This is a genomic window from Nocardia iowensis (assembly GCF_019222765.1).
In the GTDB taxonomy this organism is placed as follows: domain Bacteria; phylum Actinomycetota; class Actinomycetes; order Mycobacteriales; family Mycobacteriaceae; genus Nocardia; species Nocardia iowensis.
The window spans coordinates 7,456,767-7,477,679 of record NZ_CP078145.1 but is presented as its reverse complement, the minus strand read 5'-3'; the positions used below and the strand labels follow the sequence as shown (position 1 = coordinate 7,477,679).

19 protein-coding genes are annotated in these 20,913 nt (G+C 67.6%); 11 read left to right on the top strand and 8 right to left on the bottom strand.

Annotated elements, in window-relative coordinates; genetic code table 11:
- Window positions 1–24: 24 nt before the first annotated feature.
- Window positions 25–912 carry a hypothetical protein gene (locus KV110_RS34455; protein WP_218471320.1) on the bottom strand — a complete coding sequence of 296 codons (888 nt, stop codon included), beginning with the start codon at window positions 910–912 and terminating at the stop codon, window positions 25–27.
- Between the two features lie 240 nt (window positions 913–1,152).
- Here KV110_RS34455 and KV110_RS34450 point away from each other — a divergent pair, with 240 nt between their 5' ends.
- Both KV110_RS34450 and KV110_RS34445 read left to right on the top strand, forming a co-directional pair.
- Window positions 1,153–2,325, top strand: coding sequence for an acyl-CoA dehydrogenase family protein (locus KV110_RS34450; protein WP_218471319.1), 1,173 nt, complete (start codon window positions 1,153–1,155; stop codon window positions 2,323–2,325).
- 9 nt (window positions 2,326–2,334) lie between these two features.
- The gene (locus KV110_RS34445) at window positions 2,335–3,462 is read left to right on the top strand and encodes an acyl-CoA dehydrogenase family protein (RefSeq protein ID WP_218471318.1); all 1,128 of its coding nucleotides are present in this window, start codon (window positions 2,335–2,337) and stop codon (window positions 3,460–3,462) included.
- A gap of 38 nt (window positions 3,463–3,500) precedes the next feature.
- Here KV110_RS34445 and KV110_RS34440 read toward each other — a convergent pair whose 3' ends face one another.
- Window positions 3,501–3,995, bottom strand: a complete 495-nt coding sequence (locus tag KV110_RS34440; RefSeq protein ID WP_218471317.1) for a hypothetical protein — start codon at window positions 3,993–3,995, stop codon at window positions 3,501–3,503.
- A 348-nt stretch (window positions 3,996–4,343) separates the two neighbouring features.
- Here KV110_RS34440 and KV110_RS34435 point away from each other — a divergent pair, with 348 nt between their 5' ends.
- The gene (locus tag KV110_RS34435) at window positions 4,344–4,577 is read left to right on the top strand and encodes a hypothetical protein (protein WP_218479550.1); all 234 of its coding nucleotides are present in this window, start codon (window positions 4,344–4,346) and stop codon (window positions 4,575–4,577) included.
- Window positions 4,578–4,651: 74 nt separating this feature from the next.
- On the top strand, window positions 4,652–5,485 hold the full coding sequence (locus KV110_RS34430) for a GNAT family N-acetyltransferase (RefSeq protein ID WP_218471316.1): 834 nt from the start codon (window positions 4,652–4,654) through the stop codon (window positions 5,483–5,485).
- A gap of 20 nt (window positions 5,486–5,505) precedes the next feature.
- On the opposite strand, the gene KV110_RS34425 is transcribed toward KV110_RS34430, so the two are convergent.
- Window positions 5,506–6,729, bottom strand: coding sequence for an ROK family transcriptional regulator (locus tag KV110_RS34425; RefSeq protein WP_218471315.1), 1,224 nt, complete (start codon window positions 6,727–6,729; stop codon window positions 5,506–5,508).
- Between the two features lie 103 nt (window positions 6,730–6,832).
- Here KV110_RS34425 and KV110_RS34420 point away from each other — a divergent pair, with 103 nt between their 5' ends.
- Window positions 6,833–8,356 carry a carboxylesterase/lipase family protein gene (locus KV110_RS34420; protein ID WP_218471314.1) on the top strand — a complete coding sequence of 508 codons (1,524 nt, stop codon included), beginning with the start codon at window positions 6,833–6,835 and terminating at the stop codon, window positions 8,354–8,356.
- A gap of 45 nt (window positions 8,357–8,401) precedes the next feature.
- Here the strand turns inward: KV110_RS34420 and KV110_RS34415 are convergent, their stop codons facing one another.
- Complete coding sequence (locus KV110_RS34415) at window positions 8,402–10,171, bottom strand: protein kinase domain-containing protein (RefSeq protein ID WP_218471313.1); 1,770 nt, start codon at window positions 10,169–10,171, stop codon at window positions 8,402–8,404.
- A 319-nt stretch (window positions 10,172–10,490) separates the two neighbouring features.
- Between KV110_RS34415 and KV110_RS34410 the strand changes: the two genes are divergently transcribed.
- The 5 genes from KV110_RS34410 (at window position 10,491) to tuf (ending at window position 16,020) form a co-directional block, all read left to right on the top strand.
- Window positions 10,491–11,261 (top strand): deoxyribonuclease IV, encoded by a 771-nt coding sequence (locus tag KV110_RS34410; RefSeq protein WP_218471312.1) that lies wholly within the window; start codon window positions 10,491–10,493, stop codon window positions 11,259–11,261.
- A gap of 172 nt (window positions 11,262–11,433) precedes the next feature.
- Window positions 11,434–12,651 (top strand): CaiB/BaiF CoA transferase family protein, encoded by a 1,218-nt coding sequence (locus KV110_RS34405; RefSeq protein ID WP_218471311.1) that lies wholly within the window; start codon window positions 11,434–11,436, stop codon window positions 12,649–12,651.
- Window positions 12,652–12,873: 222 nt separating this feature from the next.
- Window positions 12,874–13,800, top strand: a complete 927-nt coding sequence (locus KV110_RS34400; RefSeq protein WP_218471310.1) for a hydroxymethylglutaryl-CoA lyase — start codon at window positions 12,874–12,876, stop codon at window positions 13,798–13,800.
- 429 nt (window positions 13,801–14,229) lie between these two features.
- On the top strand, window positions 14,230–14,421 hold the full coding sequence (locus tag KV110_RS34395; RefSeq protein ID WP_218471309.1) for a hypothetical protein: 192 nt from the start codon (window positions 14,230–14,232) through the stop codon (window positions 14,419–14,421).
- 420 nt (window positions 14,422–14,841) lie between these two features.
- Window positions 14,842–16,020, top strand: coding sequence for an elongation factor Tu (tuf, locus tag KV110_RS34390; RefSeq protein ID WP_218471308.1), 1,179 nt, complete (start codon window positions 14,842–14,844; stop codon window positions 16,018–16,020).
- Between the two features lie 96 nt (window positions 16,021–16,116).
- Here tuf and cqsA read toward each other — a convergent pair whose 3' ends face one another.
- The 4 genes from cqsA to KV110_RS34370 all read right to left on the bottom strand — a co-directional run bounded on the left by cqsA (window position 16,117) and on the right by KV110_RS34370 (window position 20,378).
- On the bottom strand, window positions 16,117–17,406 hold the full coding sequence (gene cqsA / locus KV110_RS34385; protein WP_281427702.1) for an alpha-hydroxyketone-type quorum-sensing autoinducer synthase: 1,290 nt from the start codon (window positions 17,404–17,406) through the stop codon (window positions 16,117–16,119).
- A gap of 230 nt (window positions 17,407–17,636) precedes the next feature.
- Window positions 17,637–18,890, bottom strand: a complete 1,254-nt coding sequence (fmdA, locus tag KV110_RS34380; protein ID WP_218471306.1) for a formamidase — start codon at window positions 18,888–18,890, stop codon at window positions 17,637–17,639.
- A 17-nt stretch (window positions 18,891–18,907) separates the two neighbouring features.
- Complete coding sequence (locus KV110_RS34375) at window positions 18,908–19,186, bottom strand: FmdB family zinc ribbon protein (RefSeq protein WP_218471305.1); 279 nt, start codon at window positions 19,184–19,186, stop codon at window positions 18,908–18,910.
- Window positions 19,187–19,289: 103 nt separating this feature from the next.
- Entirely contained in the window at window positions 19,290–20,378 is a 1,089-nt protein-coding gene (locus KV110_RS34370) for a substrate-binding domain-containing protein (protein ID WP_218471304.1), read from the bottom strand.
- A 51-nt stretch (window positions 20,379–20,429) separates the two neighbouring features.
- On the opposite strand from KV110_RS34370, the gene KV110_RS34365 reads away from it, so the two are divergent.
- Window positions 20,430–20,867, top strand: a complete 438-nt coding sequence (locus KV110_RS34365) for a MarR family winged helix-turn-helix transcriptional regulator (RefSeq protein WP_218471303.1) — start codon at window positions 20,430–20,432, stop codon at window positions 20,865–20,867.
- Window positions 20,868–20,913: the final 46 nt, after the last annotated feature.

Genomic DNA, 20,913 nt, shown 5'->3' with positions numbered 1-20,913 from the left:
CCGTCATCCGTGGCGGTGCCGCGGTCAGCTGGCGGGCTTGGTGAATTCGCCGTGCACCGCGGCACCCGCGGGCACGCTAGGGGTGGTCGGCGGCGCCGGGGGAGCCGGGGCCGGAGCGGGCTCGGGGGCCGGGGGAGCCGCAGGAGGGGCCGGGGCGGGCGCGGGAGCGGGCTTCGGCGCGGTGGACGGCGCGCGCTCCGGTGCCGGTCCGATCTCCGTACCGTTGGGGCCCGGCGTACCCAGATCGGGGGCGGTCGTCGTCGGCGGCTTCACCGGCTGACCCGCGGGCTGGTCCGGAACCATGAACGTGCCGACGGTCGGCGTCATCACGCAGTGCGCGAAGGGGTAGTCGATGATGCCCCACATCGAGGCGATGACCGTGCCGGGTCCGCTGTGCACCGTCTTCGACAGCGACGGAAGGCCGTACTCGGTGATGTCGTCGAGCGAATTGATGCCGCTGGCACCGTTGTTGATATTCACCCACGCGACGACGAGGCCGGAAGCCAGCGGCGTGCCGGTGTGCGCGGGGGTCGCGCTGAACCGCAGGGTGCCCGGCTCGACATTGAGGTCCTGGCTGCCGCCTGCCCCGTCGGTGGTGGCGGCCGCGATGATCGTGGTGATCGGCCCGATGCTGCCGCAGCCGAAAGTGGGTGCGGCATAGGCGAACGGGGTGAAGGCGCTGGTGACGTGGCGCAGTGCGGCCACGTCGGCGAGCTTGGTGTACTGCGTCAGCGCGCCGACACCCGCCTGCACGACCGGGTCGGGCCCCGCGGTCTCGGTGAGGTGGGCGAGCCCGGAGTCGAGTGGTGACGGTTCCGGATCGGCGGCTGCCGGGCCGGCCAGGGTCAGCGCCGCGCCGATGCCGAGAGCTGTCACGGCCGTGGTGGCGCGTGCGATGGTCCTGCCGTTCACTCGAACTCCTCGATACGCAAAGTCTCGGGGTCCCCAACCCACGTGCAGCAACGTACCAGTTCGTCGGAAATACCGCCCGGGTAGCCGTGCTGTTCACCTGGTCGACGGGCCGGAGTTGTCGACGGTGCACCGCGAACACGGAGCGCGCGAGCGTGTCCTGCCGGTGTGAGCCAACCGACAGTGGGAGATTACCGGAGGGTAGGTTGGACTCGGACGTACGAGACACAGACGGAGCTGCGTATGAAAATAAGCCTGTCCCCCGACGAAGTCGCCTTCCGCGACGAACTGCGAAACTTCTATCGGACCGAGATCCCCGCCGACATCCGGGAGCGCTTCAAATACGGCCACGAGCTGTCCCGCGAGGACATCGTCCGTTCGCACAAGACCCTCAACGAGCACGGCATCGCGGTGCCGCACTGGCCGGTCGAGTGGGGTGGCAAGGACTGGACCCCGATGCAGCGCCACATCTGGCAGGACGAGATGCAGCTGGCCTCGGTGCCCGAGCCGCTGACGTTCAACGCGCAGATGGTCGGGCCGGTGATCGCGCAGTTCGGCTCCGAGGAGCTCAAGCAGCGCTTCCTGCCGCCAACCGCCGCCTTGGACATCTGGTGGTGCCAGGGCTTTTCCGAGCCCGACGCCGGTTCCGACCTCGCCTCGCTGCGCACCACCGCGGTGCGCGACGGCGACTCCTACATCGTCAACGGCCAGAAGATCTGGACCACGCTCGCGCAGTACGCGGACTGGATCTTCTGTCTGGTGCGTACCGATCCGAGCGCGGCGAAGAAGCAGGCTGGCATCTCGTTCCTGCTGTTCGACGTGAAGTCGCCCGGTGTCACCATCCGCCCGATCAAGCTGATCGATGGCGGCTACGAGGTGAACGAGGTGTTCTTCGAAAATGTCCGGGTCCCGGCCGATCAGCTGGTCGGCGAGGAGAACATGGGCTGGACCTACGCCAAGTTCCTGCTCGGCAACGAACGCACCGGCATCACCGGTGTCGGCCGCACCAAGGTGAAGCTCGGCATCGCGAAAGAGTATGCGGCGCAGACCAAGTCGGGTACCGGCACGCTGCTCGAGGATCCGCTGTTCGCGGCGCGGATCGCCGAGCTGGAGAACGAGCTGCTCGCGCTGGAACTGACTCAGCTGCGGGTGGTCTCGAATTCCTCGGACGGCAAGCCGAATCCGGCGTCCTCGGTGCTCAAGCTGCGCGGCTCGGAGCTGCAGCAGGCCGCCACCGAACTGCTGGTGGATATCGCGGGCCAGGACGCGCTACCGGTCGGTGCCGACGAGATCGCTTCGCCCGGTTGGGCGCAGCGCAGCGGCCCCGCCTACCTGAACTACCGCAAGACAACCATCTACGGAGGCTCCAGCGAGGTGCAGCGCACCATCATCGCCTCCACGATCCTCGGATTGTGAGGCGCCGCCATGGATTTCGATCTCACCGATGAACAGGAAATGCTGCGGGACACCGTCCGTGACCTGCTCGCCCGCAACTACGACCCCGAGTCCAGGCTGAAGGTGACCGACACCGAACTCGGCTGGAGTCGCGATGTGTGGCGCCAGCTCGCCGAACTCGGCGTCCTCGGACTGACCTTCACCGAGGAGGACGGCGGCGTCGGCGCCGGTCCGGTGGAGACGATGGTTGTCCTCGAGGAGGTGGGGCGCAGGCTCGCGCCGGAACCGCTCATGGACGCGGTGCTGGTGCCAGGGGCGCTGATCGCTCTTGCCGGTACCGCCGAACAGCGACAGCGGGTGCTCCCCGAGGTCGCCGCCGGTAACAAGCTGCTCGCCTTCGCGCATGCCGAGCCTGGAGTGCGCTGGCCGGCCACCGAGCTCACCACCACGGCTGTGCCGCAAGGTGATTCGTATGTGCTGACCGGCATCAAGAATCCGGTCGCGCACGGCGACTGCGCCGATGACCTGGTGGTCAGCGCGGAGCTGCCGGGCGGCGGGACGGGGCTGTTCCTGATCGGCGCCGACGCGACGGGCGTGACCCGCAAGAACTACCGCACGGTAGACGGGCAGCGCGGCGCGCAGCTCGAGTTCGACAAGGCCGCCGCCGAACTGCTCGGCGGCGATGTCGATGCGGCCGAAGCGATCCGGTCGGCGCTGGCGCAGGCGCAGGCGAGCCTGTGCGCGGAATCCATCGGTGTGATGGAAGAGGCGCTGCGGCTGACTACCGACTACCTGAAGCAGCGCAAGCAGTTCGGGGTCACCCTGTCGAAGTTCCAGACGCTCACCCAGCGGGCGGCCAATATGTACGTCTCGCTGGAACTGGCACGCAGCATGAGCCTTTACGTCACCGCGGCGGTGGCCGACGGCGAGACCGATCCGCTGATCGCCTCGCGGGCCCGGCTCCAGGTCGGTCGCTCGGCGCGGCACATCGGCCAGGAGGCCATTCAGATGCACGGCGGCATCGGCGTCACCGCGGAGTATCCGGTCGGCCACTACGTGGCCAGGCTGACCGCGATCGAGCGCACGCTCGGCGGCGGGCTGGAGCATCTTCGGGTGCTCAGTGCCCGGGTCGGCGAGTACGCGCTGCCCGAGCTGTAAATGCCTGCGGTGGTGCGTGATCCGCGCACCACCGCGGGTCACTCGTCGTGGTCGTTGGACAAACCCGCTTGCGGGCGCGTGGTCGGCGGCTCGTCCGGTTCCGTCGTTGTCGGCCGGGGCCGCGGCCTGGTGGTCGGCCGCGTGGTGGGGGAATCGGTCGGCGTAGTCGACTCGGTCGTGGTTGCCTGCGGGCGCTCGTCCTCGGACGGGTTCTCGTGCGGCAGACTCCCGTGTGGCTCCGCCGCGGGCGGCTCACCGGATGTCGTGGTGCTGAAACCGGTGAACGGCGTCGCGTGCGGTGCCTGGTACGGCGCGATCTGCCAGGTCGGCGAGGGCGGAATCGATACCTTCGGCACCGTGCCGCTTGGTTCCTGGTGTGCCGCGGGCGCGACGTAGGGGTCCGACTGCAACGGCGGGGGCGCGACGTAGGTGTCCTGCTTGTCGAGTCCGCAGGCGCCGATGAGGACGAGCCCGAGGGAGACCGCGCCTGCGGCGATCGCCGGACCTGCGATCTTGGTCCTGCTGCTCTCCATCGGTGACACTCCTGGTGCTGTTCGAGTGGGCCTCACCTTACTCGAGCACGATCCACCGGGCCAGGCGAAGCGGTCGCCGCCGGTGCGTCGCGGAGGTGTTTTAAACACATGTAATCCACATATCGAATTGGTCTCTTCGGCGTGTCGTGGGCACGTGTCGCTGTCATACGGCCCGGCATGGTCGTAGCGTGTGAGCAAAGTTACGCGTGAGACGCCTGTACCCAGATGAGAGAAGCGTTGTGTGATGAACGCGGCATTGGTTCTCTGATCGGCGTCATCGAGGAGTAGATGATGGGAGCTTACTCGACAACGTCGCAGCGGGGGTCGTCCGCAGCCGCCAAGGATGCGGTGTCGGCTTCTTCGCAGCAGGTCGTGTCGAACAGGTCAGCGCGCTCGCTGTCCACGATTCTTTCGCGGATACTCGCCTGGCTTATCTTCGTCGGCGGCATCGCCGGGGCTGTCCTCGGGATCGCCGGCCTACACGTCGAAATCACCGTCGCCGGGCTGATTCTCGCGTGCACCGCAGGGTTGGTCCTGCTCAAACTCCGCACAGGTGGTCGTGGCGGCAACGAAACGGATTGACGCCGAACCCCACTGAAGCCGGTCCGGCCGAAAACTTCGGGCGTGCAACGTTTCAGCCGCCTACCGTGGTGATCATGAGGATCGAGATCACCACGGACGCGGCCGAGTTCCGCTCGCGTACCGAGTCGTTCCTGCTGCGTGATCCGCTGCGGCACACCGTGATCCTCACGGGTGTCGCCAATCACATCGCGGGGATTCAAGCAGGCAATGGGACATCCAGGTTCCTCTCGCTACACGCCGACGACGCGTCCGTGCTCGGCGTCGCCATGCGAGTAACCGACCGGGACATGTACCTAGGCGAACTGCCCGAGGGCAGCGTCGGCATGGTGGCCGACGCACTGGCCGAGGTGGCCCCGGAAAGCACTGGCGTGGAAGGACTCATCGCCGACGCCACCGCCTTCGCCGAGCGCTGGAGCGAGCGGCTCGGCACCGGCTTCCGGCGGTCCTACACCACCCGGCTGTACCGCCTTGGCGCGCTGCGCATTCCCGACGTCCCCGGAAATCCGCGTCGGGCAACCGAATCCGATGTCGCGCTGTGTACCGAATTCGCCGAAGCCATGCGCATCGAGGCGGGCATCTCGCCGCCCGGACTCGACAAGGCGGCCATTCGCAATCGGGTCGCGGCAGGACTGATGTGGTTCTGGGAGCGCGACGGCCGTCCGACAAGCTTTGCCGCCCAGCAGATCCCGGTGCACGGCTGGTCTCGCATCGGCCTGGTCTACACCCCACCCGAGGAACGCGGCCACGGCTACGCCAGTGCCGTCACCGCGCACATCGCGCAGCTGCTGCGTGCGGACGGCTTGAACGTCTGCCTCTTCGCCGACACCGCCAACCGCACCTCCAGCAAGATCTACCAGGCGATCGGTTTCCATCCGACGCACGAGTTCGTGCACCACGCCTTCGGTTGATCCGCTCGGGATGCGTTGCCTTATGGGCGATGTCGGTAGGGGACCGTCGCGGGGTCCGATAGTGCCGCGCGGCGGGCGAATTCGATGACGCCCAGCAGGGTCGCGTCCGCGCCGAGGAGTGCCGGGGTGACCGTCGGCTCTACCGCGGGCACCAAGGCCCGGCGGCCCGAGAGCTGTTGGCGGATCGCCGGTTCCAGCCAGGGGAACCATGGTGCCAGGACGCCGCCCAGGATCACTTCGTCGATATCGAGCAGGGAGGTGATCGACAGTATCGCGGTGCCCAATGCCTGGCCAGCGATATCCATTGCGGCAAGCGCTCGCTCGTCGCGGCGGTCGAGTGCCTGGACCAGTCGGTCGGCGGCCGGGCCGAGTCCGTCGCGCCGCAGCAGGTCGCCGAGTCCGGCGGCGGTGAGCACCGCCTCGGGGCCGGTGTAGCAGACCAAGCAGCCGCGGGCCCCGCAGGTGCAGGCCGGTCCGTCGATGGCGATGGGCATGTGTCCCGGCTCGCCCGCGATGCCGTGGCTGCCGGTGTGGATGCGCCCGTCAAGCACCACGCCGCCGCCGATCCCGGTGCCTGCCGCGATGTAGACCGCGGCGCGCGGACGCTGTGGATGGGCATGGTATTCGGCCAGTGCGGCGGCGTTCGCGTCGTTGATCACGGCGATCGGACAGGTCACGCTCGGGAGCCTGGCGGCGACCAGCGCACGCAACCGGACCGGTCGCAGCCAGCCGAAATCCGGTGCGACGAGCACGGTTTGCGCATCGTCGTCACCAACCGGCCCCGCCATCGCAATCGCGACGCGCACCAGTTCCGCGTCCGCTGGCACCGCGGTTTCGGCCCGTCGCACCGCGGCGGCGACCGCGTCCGCCATCGACGCGGGCACGCCTGCGGTGCTGTCGTGCGGTGCAATGTCGCGCCACCCGATCGTGCCCGCGAGATCGGCGACCGCCACACGCAGTTGGTCGGCACTGATCTGCACCGCGATGGTCGACGCGCGCCCGGGGACCATCCGGAGCAGCCGTCGGGGCCTACCTCGGCCGCCGCGATTCAGCACTCCGTCCTCGCATACCAGCCCGCGCACCACGAGGTCGGCCACCAGGGTGGTGACCGAGGCGTGCGACAACCCCGTGGCCGCGGCGACTTCGGTGCGCGCGCACGGGCCGTGCTCCGCGATGTGGCGCAGCACCAGACCCAGATTGCCACGCCGGACGGCCACCGAATCGTGCGCCTTTGTCTTCACCACACTCCCGAGACTATGCAGGTCGAGAATTTTTTCAACCATTGACTTATTTCCAGTGAAATCGCGAATATACCGATGGTCCCGGTACGAATCGAAAGAGGTCGCGATGCCCGCTGCGCACATCACCCGTCGAACGGCCCTGCTCGGAGCGGGCGCTTTGGCGTTGGCCGCCGCGTGCTCGACCGAGCGACCCGCGTCGGACACCGTCCAGACCACCTACGGTCCGGTCCGTGGCGTGCGCCGCGACACCGGCATCGCCTTCCTCGGTGTGCCATTCGCCCGGCCGCCGGTCGGTGAGCTGCGGTTCGCCGCCCCGGTGCCGCCAGCGCCGTGGACCGAAACGCTGGCCTGCACCGCGTACGGACCCACTGCCCAGCGCAGTTTGATGGGCGAGGTAACCACCATCCCCGAGCCGAGCATCCCCGGCGAGGCCATCCTCACCCTGAACGTCTTCACCCCCGCCCCGTCCGCGCGCGGACTGCCGGTGCTGGTGTGGATTCACGGCGGCGGCTTCGTGGCAGGCAGTCCGGCCAGCCCCTGGTACGACGGTGCCGCGTTCAATCGTGATGGCGTGGTGCTGGTCTCGGTCGGCTACCGGCTCGGCATCGACGGGTTCCTGCACTTGGACGGCGCCCCGGACAACCGAGGCGTCCTGGACTGGATCGCGGCCCTGCAATGGGTTCGCGACAATATCGAAACGTTCGGTGGCGATCCGGCCAAGGTCACAGTCGGCGGTCAGTCCGCGGGCGGTGGCGCGGTCTGGGCGTTGATGGCCGCCCCGTCCGCGCGCGGGCTGTTCCGCGCCGGAATCTGCGCCTCCGGCGCGGTGACCCAACCGAACGATCTCGCCGCGGGACGCGCCGTGGCCGACCTGTTCACCCGGCGCACCGGGGTGCCCGCGACCGCCGCCGCGCTACGCGCCATGCCCGAGGACACGGTGCTCGATCTGCAAGCCACGCTCCAGGCGCCCGGGCCGGGCAGCGAGACCGTGCCGATGCTGGGTCTGGCGCCGTTCGCCGACGGCGAGCTGATCCACGAAGCGACGCCAGCGCTGCTGAAAAACGGTGCGGGCGGCAATATTCCGCTGTTGCTCGGTTTCACCAGACACGAGTTCAACATGGCGGCCACGATGCTGGCGCAGAACCCCGGCGCTGCGGCAGCCAGCCCACTCGCGTCCGCCGGTCGGGGCGCCGATATGGACGCCTACCGCGTCGCCTATCCCGGTGCCGACGCGACCGAACTCGCCGGACAGGCCATCAGCGACACGATTATTCGCGGACCGTCGTTCCAGGTCGCCGAGGCTCGTTCCGGTCTGGGCCTGCCCACCTGGCTGTACGAATTCGACTGGACCTCAACGGCTCCCGGGTATCGCGGGCTGGCGGCACACTGCCTGGACCTACCGTTCGCCTTCGACCTGTTGCGGGCGCCAGGTGTCGCCGAGGTCGAGGGTGAGCCGCCGCAAGCGCTGGCCGATGCCGTGCACGCGTCGTGGGTCGCCTTCATCGCGGACAACGACCCCGGACCGAACTGGCCCCGCTACACGCCGGAGAAACGGCACACCATGATCTGGTCCGACCAAGGCCATATCGAATCCGACCCCTTCGCCCGCCACCGCCAGATCTGGATTTAGCCGACCTTGCGCTGAGCCGCTTCCGCTCGGACCAACGGGCGTGTGTCAGTTCAGCGGCGCCGAGCGCCACCAGCGCAAGGTCTCATCGATGGAGCCGGAGCCGTCGGTGAACATCAGGTACTGGGCTCGGTCCGGATCGCCGGTGAAGGCCGTGACGATCTTGGGCCCGCCGGTGTCGAATTTGTAGTTGGTGTAGGACTTTCCGCCGTTGGAGTCCGTCGACTTGGTGTTGGCGGGCAACTGCCGCAGCACCGCCTGCGCGTCGGCGGCGGACTTGTAGACGTAGATGCGATAGAGCGGATCCGAGCTGTCACCGCCGCCATAGCAGCGCCACTGCCAGGCCCAGTCGCCGAAGTCCGGATCACCGTCGCTCGGTGACGGCTTGTAGCCGGGATCGGTCTCCCAGCATTTGGCGCCGTTGTAGCCGACCTGCTCGGACTTGGTCGCGGGCACCATGCGCGGGAACTCGGCACTGATCGAGTCCGCTGTCGCGGCCACGACGGCGCCGGTCGCGGCCGCGCTGGTTGTCGTGCTGCCCGCGGTCGAGCCGGAATCGCTGACCGCGCCGATGATGCCGAGCGTTACCACGATGAGCACCAGCACCGCCACGCAGATGCCGATGATGAGACCGACATTCGACTTTTTCGGCGGGCGTGCCGGGGCGCCGCCCGGTGACATGGGCGGTGGCGCGAAGTTGTACCCGGACTGCTGCCCGGGGTAAGGGGAGGTCGGCTGGTGTGTCGGGCCGGTCCCGTGCGGCGGGGCCACCATCGTGGCCGGTGGCGTCATCGAGAATCCTGATCCCGCAAGGTGATTCGGCCCGCTGACCGGCGGTCCGTGGCCGTGCGTCATCGGGTAGGGCGCGCCGGTGGTCGGCCGCGGTCCGGTGGTCGGCCGTGGTCCGGTGGTCGGCCGCGGGCCGTTTACCTGCGGCGCGGTGAACGGTCGTGGCCCGCCGACCACCGGCATCGAGGGCACGCTGGGGTTGGTGAGGGCGTGCTTGGCGGCCGCGGCGAAATCGGCGCAGCTCGGATATCTGTCGTCCGGTCGCTTCGCCATCGCCCTGGCCAGCACGCTGTCCAGCGCGTAGGGCAGCCCGGGACGGTGACTGCTCAGCGCGGGCGGGGCGCCTTGCAGATGTCCTTGGATCACCGCCGCGGGATTGGTCGCGGGGAACGGACCGGTTCCGGTGAACAGCCAGAACAGTGAGCACGCCAGCGAGTACTGATCCGAGCGGTGATCAAGGGATGAGCCGCTCAGCTGTTCGGGTGACGCGTAGGCCAGTGTGGCGGTGAAGGTTCCGGTCTGCGTCAGGTGACCGGTGTCATCGCGGAACCGGGCGATGCCGAAGTCGGTGAGGTACACCCGCTCGCCGCGGCCGCTGCCGGAGCGGGCCAGCATGATGTTCGCGGGTTTCACGTCGCGGTGCAGTACGCCGATGCCGTGCGCGTAGTCGAGCGCGTCCGCGGTTTCGGAGATGATCTGCACGGCGCGCTCGGGCGGCAGCGCCTGCGGTTGCACCGATGCGGCGTCGATGCCGTCGATGTACTGCATCGAGATCCACAGCTGGTCGTCCTCGAGGCCGCGGTCGTAGACCGTGACGATGTTCGGGTGATCGAGCTGGGCGACCAGATCCGCCTCCCGTTCGAACCGCGCCCGCACCTCCTTGTCGAAGAACATCTCCCGGTTCAGCAGCTTCAACGCGGTCAGCCGCGGTAGCCGAGGGTGTTTCGCCAGGTAGACCGAACCCATGCCACCGCGACCCAGTTGCCGCTCGATGACATAACCGGCGAAAACGTCACCGCTGGCCAGCATGTCTGCTCCACTTCCCGCCGCCCGTCGGGACCCACCGACGAACAGGCGCACAGCATAAGAACGCGCGATCAGGCACGGGCCGGACCACGGAAAACATCGAAACCATAGCAGTAGTCGCAGGACCGGCAGTCGCCATCGAAAGTGGGGTAATGCCAGCGACATTCAATAGCGGACAGCTATCGACGTTCACTGTATTCACCCCTCCGTCGGGTCGAGCGCGCGGACACTACCGATGTATCTCGCGCGGCCCACGGGATGCAACAAGTCCCCCTTCGGCATCCTTCGAATGCTGTCGGTGGTGGTCGTTAAGCTGGCCCCTATGCGCATAGGAGCACACGTTCGGCTCGACGGCGATCCGATCGGCTTCGGCGAGAAACTCGGCGCCGATGTCATCCAGATGTTCGTCGTCGACCCGCAGAGCTGGGACAAGCCCACCCCGCACCCACGGACCGAGGAGATCGTGGCGAGCCCGATCGACGTGGTGGTGCACTCGTCCTATCAGATCAATGTGGCCAGCCTGAACAACCGGCTGCGGATGCCCTCCCGCAACGCGGTCGCCCAGCAGGCGAAGGCCGCCGCCGATCTCGGCGCGTTCGGCCTGGTCGTGCACGGCGGGCACGTGCGCTCCGACGCCGAGCTGGATACCGGGATCGACAACTGGCGCAAACTCTTCGAGCGTCAGCAGGACAAGGGCGGCTTCGCCGTGCCGATCCTGATCGAGAACACCGCGGGTGGCAACCACGCGATGGCCCGGCATTTCGACTCGATCGCCCGGCTGTGGGACGCCGTCGGCGATTTCGGCGCGGGCTTCTGCCTCGACACCTGCCACGCCTGGGCGGGCGGCGAGGAACTGGTCGGCGTCGTCGACCGGATCAAGGCGATCACCGGCCGCATCGACCTGGTGCACCTGAACTCCTCGCGCGACGACTTCAATTCCGGCGCCGACCGGCACGCCAACTTCTCCGACGGCACCATCGACCCGCAACTCCTCGCCGAGGTCTGCAAGACCGCCGATGCCCCGGTCATCCTGGAAACCCCCGCCGAAGGCGTCGCCGACGACCTGGCCTACCTCCGCGAACACGTCGGCTAGGAGGTGCCGTCGCGGGTCTGTCCGACATGCAGGTACGGCGCCGAAGCCCCGTCGAGCTGCCGGGTGCGGGTTACCGGCACCGATCATGCCCGGCGGCTGGGCGCGTGATCTTGTTCGGTCGCAGCGAGGTGTCGTCGTACACCGCTCCTGGCGACCCTGAGACACTGTTGCGATGAGTATTCGGCCGTTGGACGGTGTACGCGTCCTGGAGCTGGGCAATTACATTGCCGCGCCGACCGCGGGGCGGATCCTCGGCGACTTCGGCGCCGAGGTGATCAAGGTGGAGCGGCCGAAGGCCGGGGACGAGTTGCGCAACTGGCGGCTCTATGGCGGCGACACCTCCATGCTGTACCGCACCGTCAACCGGAACAAGAAGTCGATCACCCTGGACCTACGCACCGAAGCGGGCCGCGGCATCGTGCTCGACCTGATCCGCCGGTCCGACGTGCTGCTGGAGAATTTCCGCCCCGGCATGCTGGAGAAATGGGGGCTCGGCCCGGCGGTGCTCAACGAGGCGAACCCCGACCTGGTGATCACCAGGATCTCCGGCTACGGCCAGACCGGCCCGCACGCCTCGCGGCCCGGTTTCGCCGCCGTCGCCGAGGCGGTCGGCGGCCTGCGCGAACTGATGGGCGAACCGGACCGGCCGCCGGTGCGAACCGGAGTGTCCATCGGTGATTCGATAGCGGGCGTCTACGCCGCCTTCGGCACGGTGATGGCGCTGTTCCAGCGCGAACGCAAACCGGACGAAACGCCGATTCCGTTGCGCGAGCGCATCATCGACGTCGCACTCAACGAGACGATCCTTTCGGTGATGGAATCCCTCGTCCCCGACTATCTCGCCTACGGCATCAACCGGGGCCGGGTCGGCGGCCTCGTCGAGGGCATCGCGCCGAGCAACGCCTACCCGTGCAGCGACGGCGTCAGCATCATCATCGGTGGCAACGGCGACGCCATCTTCCAGCGCTACATGCAGGTGATCGGCCGCCCCGACCTGGCCGCCGACCCGGAACTGCACGACAACGCGGGCCGCTGGCGCCACCACGACCGTCTCGACAAGGCAATCACCGAATGGACCATCCAGCACACCCGCGCCGAGGCACTGCAGATCCTCGAGGCCGCCGGGATACCGTGCGGACCCATCTACACCGCGGCCGACATCGTCGCCGACGAACAGTACAAGGCGCGCAACATGATTCAGCCCTTCTCAGTGGATGTCGGTGCGGCGGAACCGAAGATGGTCGGCTTTCCCGGCATCGTCCCGGTGATCGGCGAGCAGTCACTACCCATCCGCAACATCGGTCCCGATCTGGGCGAACACACCCGCGAAGTGTTGTCCGGACTACTCGGCATGAGCGACACCGAGATCGACGCCTTGGCGGCGACATGAGCGAACACCGCGCAGCATTCATGCCGCAGCTGGGAACCGGGACTGCCCGCCGAATTCAGGAGACATCATGAGGCAAGACCGGCGGCGACCTCCGGGGCGCGGTCCACGTGATCTGCGTTCGCCGGGCTTCACCCGCCCGACGGTGCATCCGAACCCGGCGGGCGTGCACGAAAAGCCGTGGGGCGGTGTGATGTGCGCGCCGAGGCAGGAACGAGACGAGCGATGACCGCGCCGGTCCTGCGCGACGTGACCTTGCGAGATGGGTTGCAGCTCACCGGAAAGGTGCTGCCGGTCGAGCGCAAGGTCGACATCGTCCGGCGGCTGCTCGCGCTGGGGGTGCCCGCGTTGGAGATCGGTTCCATGGCGCGGCCGGATCTGGTGCCGCCGATGGCGAACACCATGGAACTCGTCGCCGCGCTGAGTCCCGAAGAACTGCAACGCTGTTGGGTGTGGGTCGCCACGCCGCGGCACGTCGAGAAGGCGGCCGCGGCGGGGGTGCGCAACTTCCAGTACTGCTTCTCGGTCTCGGATGCGCACAACAAGGCGAATATCGGCCGCAGCACCGAGGACAGCGTCGCCGCCATGCCCGACGCGGTGCGGCTCGCCGAGGCGGCGGGCGGATCGATCCAGCTGTGCCTGGCCACCAGCTTCACCTGTCCGTTCGACGGTCCGGTCGATCCAGAGCGGGTCCTCGCCATCGCCGGCGACCCGCGCACCGAGGGTGCCGCCGACATCGTCCTCGCCGACACCCTCGGCCAAGCCAACCCCGCCGAGGTCGGTTCGCTGGTCGCCGCCGTCCGTGTGCGAACCCCGCAGCGCCGCATCGTCTTCCACGGCCACGACACCTGGGGGATGGGTGTCGCCAACACCGTGGCCGCCATCCAATCGGGTGCCACGATGGTTGACGGTTCTCTGGGTGGTCTCGGTGGTTGCCCGTTCGCGCCCGGTGCCAGCGGTAACACCTCGACCGAGGACATTCTGTTCGCGACGCGTCCCGAGTGGTTCACCCCGGCTACCCTCGCGGGCTTGGTCGATCTGTCCGAGGACTTACTCGCGGAACTCGGCGAACCGAATCGATCTCGCACGGCGGAGGGCGCACGCTCCAAAGCCGATGCTTTCGAATGGGTTAACGCGCGGACTGCTGGGTAAATATTCAGACAGCGGTCGGTCGAGGGAGAGATGGACAATTCGGCGGGCCTGGCAAATGCGTGGCGCACACCGAGCATCCGGGATGTCGCCGTTCGGCAGCACCGTCGAGCGGGCCGGTGCACTGGACCGCAATGACCAGGCATTGGGTCGGTCGTGGGACGAATATGTGATCTATATCTCGCAGTAGCCATCGATTCGCCGAGGCCGAAAGTGGATGGCCTTCCGAGAAACATCTGTTGAACGGGAGGGGTTGTGGGGCAAAGGCTCAGGCTTTTTGCCCTGCATTGCCGTCTCTATCGGTGCAAATATCCAGTTACCTTGCTGGTGGTCATGCGTCCAGGAAACGCACGTGGGTGTTGCCCCGCCGTGATATCTCTATCGAGCCGACACCGAGGGAGTGTCGGCTGCTGTTCTCTGAAGGGAAAGTCTTTGAAGAAGATTCGTACGTTCGGTTTCGTCTTCGTCACCGCGGCCTCCATCGTGGTGGCCGGCTCGGGCCTCGCGATGGCCGCCGACAAGCCCCCGCTGACCGGTTCCGGTACCGGTTCCGCCGAAGGTTCCGGTGTGGCGATCGACGCCCTCCTCAAGGGCCTGCTCACCGGCAGCAGCGCCGGGAAGTAGTCCGAGAATCGAGGCGCTCGGTGTCCGTTGACCCCGAGCGCCTCGGCCGAACCTCCGAATACAACATCCGATCCCGATTCAGCCGCGGGGTCGGATTCGCCGTTTCTGGGGACTGCCGAACCAGCACTGAAGTCCTAGCGCAGGCGAGGCACGGAAAATCCGTCGCGCCCGCCGGGTCTCGGCCCTTACCATTCCCAGCATGTTCAGCTACGCCATCGCCGCATCGTCCGCAGTCGCGGGCGCGATGGCCGCTGTCCTGGCCGCCTCGGCAGCAGTTGCCGCGCAGCTCGACGGAGCCCGAAGCTGACCTTCCCCGGGATGTCCCGGGACCTCGGACGGGGAAGGTCGCCCCGTCGCTGAGGTCCCGCTCGACACCGTCGGGCACTTCGCTCGTGCCCGCCAGGCAACCCAGGAAAAACCATGTCCAAGAAGACCTATGTCCGCACCAAGCCGCACCTCAACATCGGCACCATGGGCCACGTCGACCACGGCAAGACCACCCTCACCGCGGCGATCACCAAGGTGCTCGCCGAGCGCGGCGGCGGTAGTTTCGTGCCGTTCGAGCGGATCGACCGGGCCCCAGAAGAGGCGCAGCGCGGCATCACCATCAATATCGCGCACGTCGAATACGAGACGGCGACAAGGCATTACGCGCACATCGACATGCCGGGGCACGCCGACTTCGTGAAGAACATGATCACCGGTGCGTCCCAGCTCGACGGCGCCATCCTGGTGGTCTCCGCGCAGGACGGCGTGATGCCGCAGACCGCCGAGCACGTGCTGCTGGCCCGCCAAGTCGGCGTCGAGCACATCGTCGTGGCCCTCAACAAGGCCGACGCGGGTGACCCCGAACTGCTCGACCTGATCGAGCTGGAGGTGCGTGAACTGCTCACCGCCCAGGGTTACCCCGGCGCCGACCTCCCGGTTATCCGGGTCTCGGGCCTGCGGGCGCTCGAAGGCGACGAGCACTGGACCGCCGCCCTGATCGAGTTGCTCGACGCCATCGACACCCACGTGCCGATCCCGGTGCGCTACACCGACGCGCCGTTCCTGCTGCCGGTGGAGAACGTCCTCACCATCACGGGTCGAGGCACCGTCGTCACCGGCGCGGTGGAGCGCGGCCGGGTCCGGCTCGGCGACCGAGTGGCCCTGCTCGGCCTCGGCGAGGAACTCGGTTCGGTCGTCACCGGCGTCGAAACCTTCGGTCGCACCATGGAATTCGCGGCGGCGGGCGACAATGTCGCGCTGCTCCTGCGCGGTATCCACCGCGGCCAGGTCCGCCGCGGCCAGGTCGTCGCCGAACCCGGCAGCGTGGCGGTGCACACCGGGTTCACCGCCCGCGTCTACCTGCTCGGCACCGCGGAAGGCGGCCGCCGGACGCCCATCACCACCGGCTACCGCCCGCAGTTCTACATCCGCACCGGCGACGTGGTCGGCGATGTGACGCTCGCCGGCGACACCGCCATGGCGATGCCCGGCGACACGGTCGAACTGACCGTCGTCCTCGGCCGCCCGGTCCCGTTGGAACCGGGCCTCGGCTTCGCCATCCGCGAAGGCGGCCGCACCGTCGGCGCCGGAACGGTGCTCTCCACCGCCTAGCAGTTGGGGCCGCGGAAACTCCCGCGGCCTCAACTCCGGCAGGTGCCGACTGGGCAGTGGCACCTCACGGTGGTGTCGTTTCGGTGTTCGCCGCCATCAGGTGCCACTCGATAAGCCGCCAGCGGTGGCGTGGTGTTTGCCGGGTCGGTCGGCGGGCATCTTGGGGAGGGGTTCGAGGGGTGGGGTGGCACCGAAGCGTGCGCGGATTTCGGTGCAGGCGCCGATGATTCGGTCGATGTTGTGGTCGGTGATGGCGGCGTGCAGGCCGAAGCGAATGAGGGTGTGGTTGCGGGCGGTGGTGGGCGGGCACAGGAGCGAACCGAAGATGCCGCGCGCTTCCAGGAAATCCCGGATGGCCATGGCGCGCAGGTCGGGCCCGGCCTGTAGCGCGACGATGTGGCTGGCCGAGCCTTCGAGGTCGAATTCGAGCGCGGTCAGTGCCCGCCGCACCATGGTCGACAACTCCCGGAGCCGTTGCCGCCGCCAGTTGTCGAGCCGGATCACATCGAGTGTCGCGGCCAGGCCCGCGATTTCGTACGGCAGCAGGGTCGAGGAGAACACCGCGGGGTGCGACTCCATTTTGAAGTAGTCGACGAAATCGGCGGTGTTCGCGCCGACGAACCCGGCGCGGCCGCCGAATGCCTTGGAGAGACTGGCAATTCGGTACGGCACCCGTTCAGTGAGGCCGAGCGCCGCCACCATCCCGGCCCCGGCGGGCCCGTCGGTGCCGAGCGCGTGGGATTCATCGACAACGAGCACGCTGTCGGTTTCGTCGGCGATATCGCAGATCTGGGTGAGCGGACACCGGCTGCCGTTGGTGCCGTAGATGGCGTCCACCGCGATGATGCCCGGTCCGTGTGCCCGAATCTGCTCGCGGAGGTGGCCGGGAAAGTTGTGCCGGAACGAATATATCGGCGCCCTGCTGACCTTCGCGCCGTGCCAGAGCGACATATGCGCGAATTGATCGATATAGACCGGGATTTCGGGGTCCGCGATTGACTGCAGCAGACCGACCTTCGCTTCCCACCCCGATTGGCAGAGCACTCCGGCGGGTACCCGCAGATGCTCGGCGAGCGCCCGTTCCAGCACGACCTGCGGATGGTCGTCGGGGAGAAACGCGCACGACGCGAACCGGCCGACTTGTGTGGACCGCAGCGCGGTCTTGATCGCATGGGTGATCCGCGGATCGGCGCCCAGCGCCAAGTAGTCGCTACCGTTGAGAACGATGTCGCCGTAGCCGGGCGTGCGGCCGTGCAGGATGTGCCGCCCGCCCCATTGCCCGGCAAGTCTGTCCGAATGAAATCTCTCGACGCGCAGGCGGATCCGTTCGGCGACAGTCGGGCCCATGGAACTCCTTTCGCTAGCGATAGCTACTTCAGAGCACACACGGGACGATTGAACCACTGCCAGGTCGGGTCGGGGTCATATTGGACAACTTGACGGATGACCACTAATTCTCAGGTCGGGGATCGCGCTTCTCGTATTGCCGCCGTCCGGCACCAAGTGTCCGCAATGTTTCAGCAATCGATGAACCGACGGTGCTTCGCCGCGCGGTCGGCATACCGACTGCGCGACCGGTCGTGCGGGATGCACCGGCACAACCGGCCCGGTGAAAGTCAGCGGGTGGCGCGGGGTGCACCCGGACCGGGGTCGATCTGGACTGGACCCGATGCGGTCGGCAGGACCGGAAAGTCGAAGATGGCGGTGGGGATGTACACCGTGGCACAGGAATTGGGGATGTCCACCACACCGGAGAAGCGCCCTTCGATGGGCGCGGCGCCGAGCAGGAGGTAAGCCTGCTCGGGGGTATAGCCGAACTTGGTGAGGTAGTCGATGGCATGCAGACAGGCGCGTTCGAAGGACAGTTGCGAGTCGAGGTAGCGCTGTTCGCCGTCCAGGGTGACCGAGGTGCCGGAAAAGGCAAGGTACTCAGCGTAATTGGGGCCGGAGTTGCCGGGCACGAAGATGGCGTTCTCGCTGACGCCGTAGAGCTCCATGCCGTTCTTGATGAGATCGACCCGCAAGTCGATGAATCCGCCCATCTCGATGGCGCCGCAGAAGGTGATCTCGCCGTCGCCCTGGGAGAAGTGCAGATCGCCGACCGAGAGGTGCGCGCCGTCGACGAAGACCGGATAGAAGACCCGGCTGCCGCGGGTGAAGTTCTTGATGTCCTGATTGCCGCCGTTCTCGCGCGGCGGCGCGGTGCGTGCCGCGTCGGCGGCGACCCGGTCGAACTCGGCACGTGAGAGTCCGCCGAGGATGGCGTCGCGCGGTTCGGGCGGCAGCGCGAGCGGCGGAACCCGGTGCGGGTCGGTCGCGATCAGCGCCGCCTCGCGAGCGTTCCACTTCGACAGCAGTGCGGCGGAGGGTGCGGTACCCATCAGGCCGGGGTGCGTCATCCCGGTGAACTTCACCCCGGGAATGTGGCGCGAGGTGGTCGTTTGTCCGCTGAAGTCCCAGATGGCCTTGTAGGCGTCGGGAAAGTGTTCGGTCAGGAAGCCGCCGCCGTTGTCGGTGGCGAAGATGCCGGTGTAGCCCCAGCCCTGACCGGCCAGCGGGCCGGAATCCTCCTGCGGGATCGGGCCGATGTCGAGAATGTCGACGATGAGCAGGTCGCCGGGCCGCGCGCCCTCGATCGCGAACGGACCCGAGAGGCAGTGCACGGTGCTGAGCGGGGCGTTCAGTACATCCTCGGCGGAATCGTCGTTGTGGATGGCGCCGTCGAACCACTCGCGCACGTGCACCCGGAACTCATCGCCCGGCTTGACGGTCACCGCCGCGGGAATGTCGGGATGCCAGCGATTGTGGCCGACGAACTTCTGCTCGGTGAAGCGCTTGCTGGAATCGAGCGGAAACAGCAACTCGGGCATGGTGTCTTCCTTCGGTATCAGGGGCGGGGAAGCTTGCGGTGCAATGGATTTCGCGTCACCGGTAGGGAGCGGCGTGGCGGCGGAGCGGTAACGACCGCTGGCTCGCTCGCCGTGCGCTTCGTCGCGTCGATCAGCCGGGTGGCGGCCGACCCCGGCCGGATCAACGCGGCGACACCGAACTGCCGTTTGCTGCTCGACGCACATTCCGGGCACGGCGCGGCGGCAGGCACGTCGGCCATCGCGAAGGCGACATCGAAGCCGCCGCAGGCGCGGCAGTGGAACCAGTAGAGGGGCACGATGACCTCTTTATTTTCATATGAATATGTTTCGTCTGAAGACGATACAAAGCTATGCCGATCGCCGCAGCGAAACCGGCAGGTGAAGTTCGGGTTACGGGATTCAGGAGCTCAGTTCGGCGAGCACACTGAATTCGAGGGCGTCGGCATCGGCCAGATAGACCGGCTGGGTCGTGTGCGCGCCACGCACCCGAACCTCACCGCGCGGCCCGCCGTAGCTGACCCGCGACGCGTTGCGTTCGATGGCGCGCAGGTCGAGGCTGCGGGCGGACTCGGCCAACGAGGCGAACAGCAGCAATCCCTCGTAACAGGATTCGCCGATATTGTTGAGTGCGGGCGCGGCCGGGCCGAACTCTCGCAGATAGCGCGCGCCGAAATCCATTCCCGCCGACGACACGACGCTCTCGAAATAGCCGCTGGCGGTGAACAATCCGCGGGTACTGTCGGCGCCGCCCGCGTACAGCACATCCTCGCCGATCATCATGCTCAGGCGCAGCCGGTCGCCGTCGAGCCCGGCCTCGGCGAAGGCGCGGTTGAACGCGGCGCAATCCGCGCCGACCATGAACAGCAGTACGCCCTGCGCCGGTGAGCGGCGGACCAGCTCGAGTGCCTGCCGGAAATCGCGCCCGCCGAGCGGGACGAAGGTCTGCCCGACAATGTCGATATCGGCCGTGGTGTCGGCGAATTCCTTGGTGACCCTTGCGGTTTCCCGAGGCCACACATAGTCGTTACCGACAACGCACCAGCGGCGGATGCCGTGTTCGGCGCGCAGCCAGCGCAGCGCCGGAAACAATTGCTGCTCCGGTGTCTCGCCCACCATGTAGACGCCGTCGGAGTCCTCGCCACCCTCGTAGAACGTCGTGTACACGTACGGCACCCGGCCCGCGGTCTGCGGCGTGATCACCTTGCGCGCGTTGGACAAATGCCAACCCACGACGCCGTCGACCATGCCCGCGCCGACCATCCGGTCGATCGTCGCGGCGAGGACGGGCAGTGGCGCGCCCGCGTCGACCGGATGCAGTCGTACCGGCCGGTCGAGGATTCCGCCCGCGGCATTGATATCTCCCACGGCAAAGGCGGCGCAGGCCTCGCAGGAGGGCCCGAACATGCCCGCGGGCCCGCTCATCGGCACCACCAGGGCGATGTCAACCGTGGAGCGACGAAAACCGGAGAGCGACAACGGAATCACCACCGTATATTTCCATTTGAATATTTACCATACGGGGTTGGATATAGTGCTGCTGTGGACGATAGCACCGCCCCCACCGCGCTGGAGGAGTTGGCGCGACTCGCGCGCAGGGCGTCACAGGAACTCGACCGGGCCATCGCGACCTGCCTCGGCGAAAGCTCCGTCGCGCGCTGGCACGTCCTCGCGGCGGTGGTCGACGGCGTCGGCCACCCGATGTCGCACCTCGCCGAGGCGACCCTGCTCACCGGCGCCAACCTCACCCGATTGATCGACGGGATGATTTCCGACAACCTGGTGCACCGCAAAGTCGACGACACCGATCGCCGCCGGGTGCTGGTTTTCCCCACCCGCCGCGGCTTGCTCGCCTACCAAGGGATGAATCGGGCGATCAGCGAGAGCCGCCTCGATGAGCTCGGCACAAGTAACGGGCGATTGGCCAGATCGCTCGCCACCATGGTCGACCAATTGCGCGCCGAACCCGCTACCACTTAATTGGCTTCCGCGCAGCAATATCGCATCGATACCGGGGGAGTCGGGG

Coding starts and splice junctions, on each gene's coding strand:
- KV110_RS34450 (WP_218471319.1), top strand. CDS start 1,153: ATGAAAATAAGCCTGTCCCCCGACGAAGTCGCCTTCCGCGACGAACTG.
- KV110_RS34440 (WP_218471317.1), bottom strand. CDS start 3,995: ATGGAGAGCAGCAGGACCAAGATCGCAGGTCCGGCGATCGCCGCAGGC.
- KV110_RS34400 (WP_218471310.1), top strand. CDS start 12,874: ATGACCGCGCCGGTCCTGCGCGACGTGACCTTGCGAGATGGGTTGCAG.
- KV110_RS34410 (WP_218471312.1), top strand. CDS start 10,491: ATGCGCATAGGAGCACACGTTCGGCTCGACGGCGATCCGATCGGCTTC.
- fmdA (WP_218471306.1), bottom strand. CDS start 18,890: ATGCCCGAGTTGCTGTTTCCGCTCGATTCCAGCAAGCGCTTCACCGAG.
- KV110_RS34420 (WP_218471314.1), top strand. CDS start 6,833: ATGCCCGCTGCGCACATCACCCGTCGAACGGCCCTGCTCGGAGCGGGC.
- KV110_RS34415 (WP_218471313.1), bottom strand. CDS start 10,171: ATGCTGGCCAGCGGTGACGTTTTCGCCGGTTATGTCATCGAGCGGCAA.
- KV110_RS34430 (WP_218471316.1), top strand. CDS start 4,652: ATGAGGATCGAGATCACCACGGACGCGGCCGAGTTCCGCTCGCGTACC.
- KV110_RS34445 (WP_218471318.1), top strand. CDS start 2,335: ATGGATTTCGATCTCACCGATGAACAGGAAATGCTGCGGGACACCGTC.
- tuf (WP_218471308.1), top strand. CDS start 14,842: ATGTCCAAGAAGACCTATGTCCGCACCAAGCCGCACCTCAACATCGGC.
- KV110_RS34405 (WP_218471311.1), top strand. CDS start 11,434: ATGAGTATTCGGCCGTTGGACGGTGTACGCGTCCTGGAGCTGGGCAAT.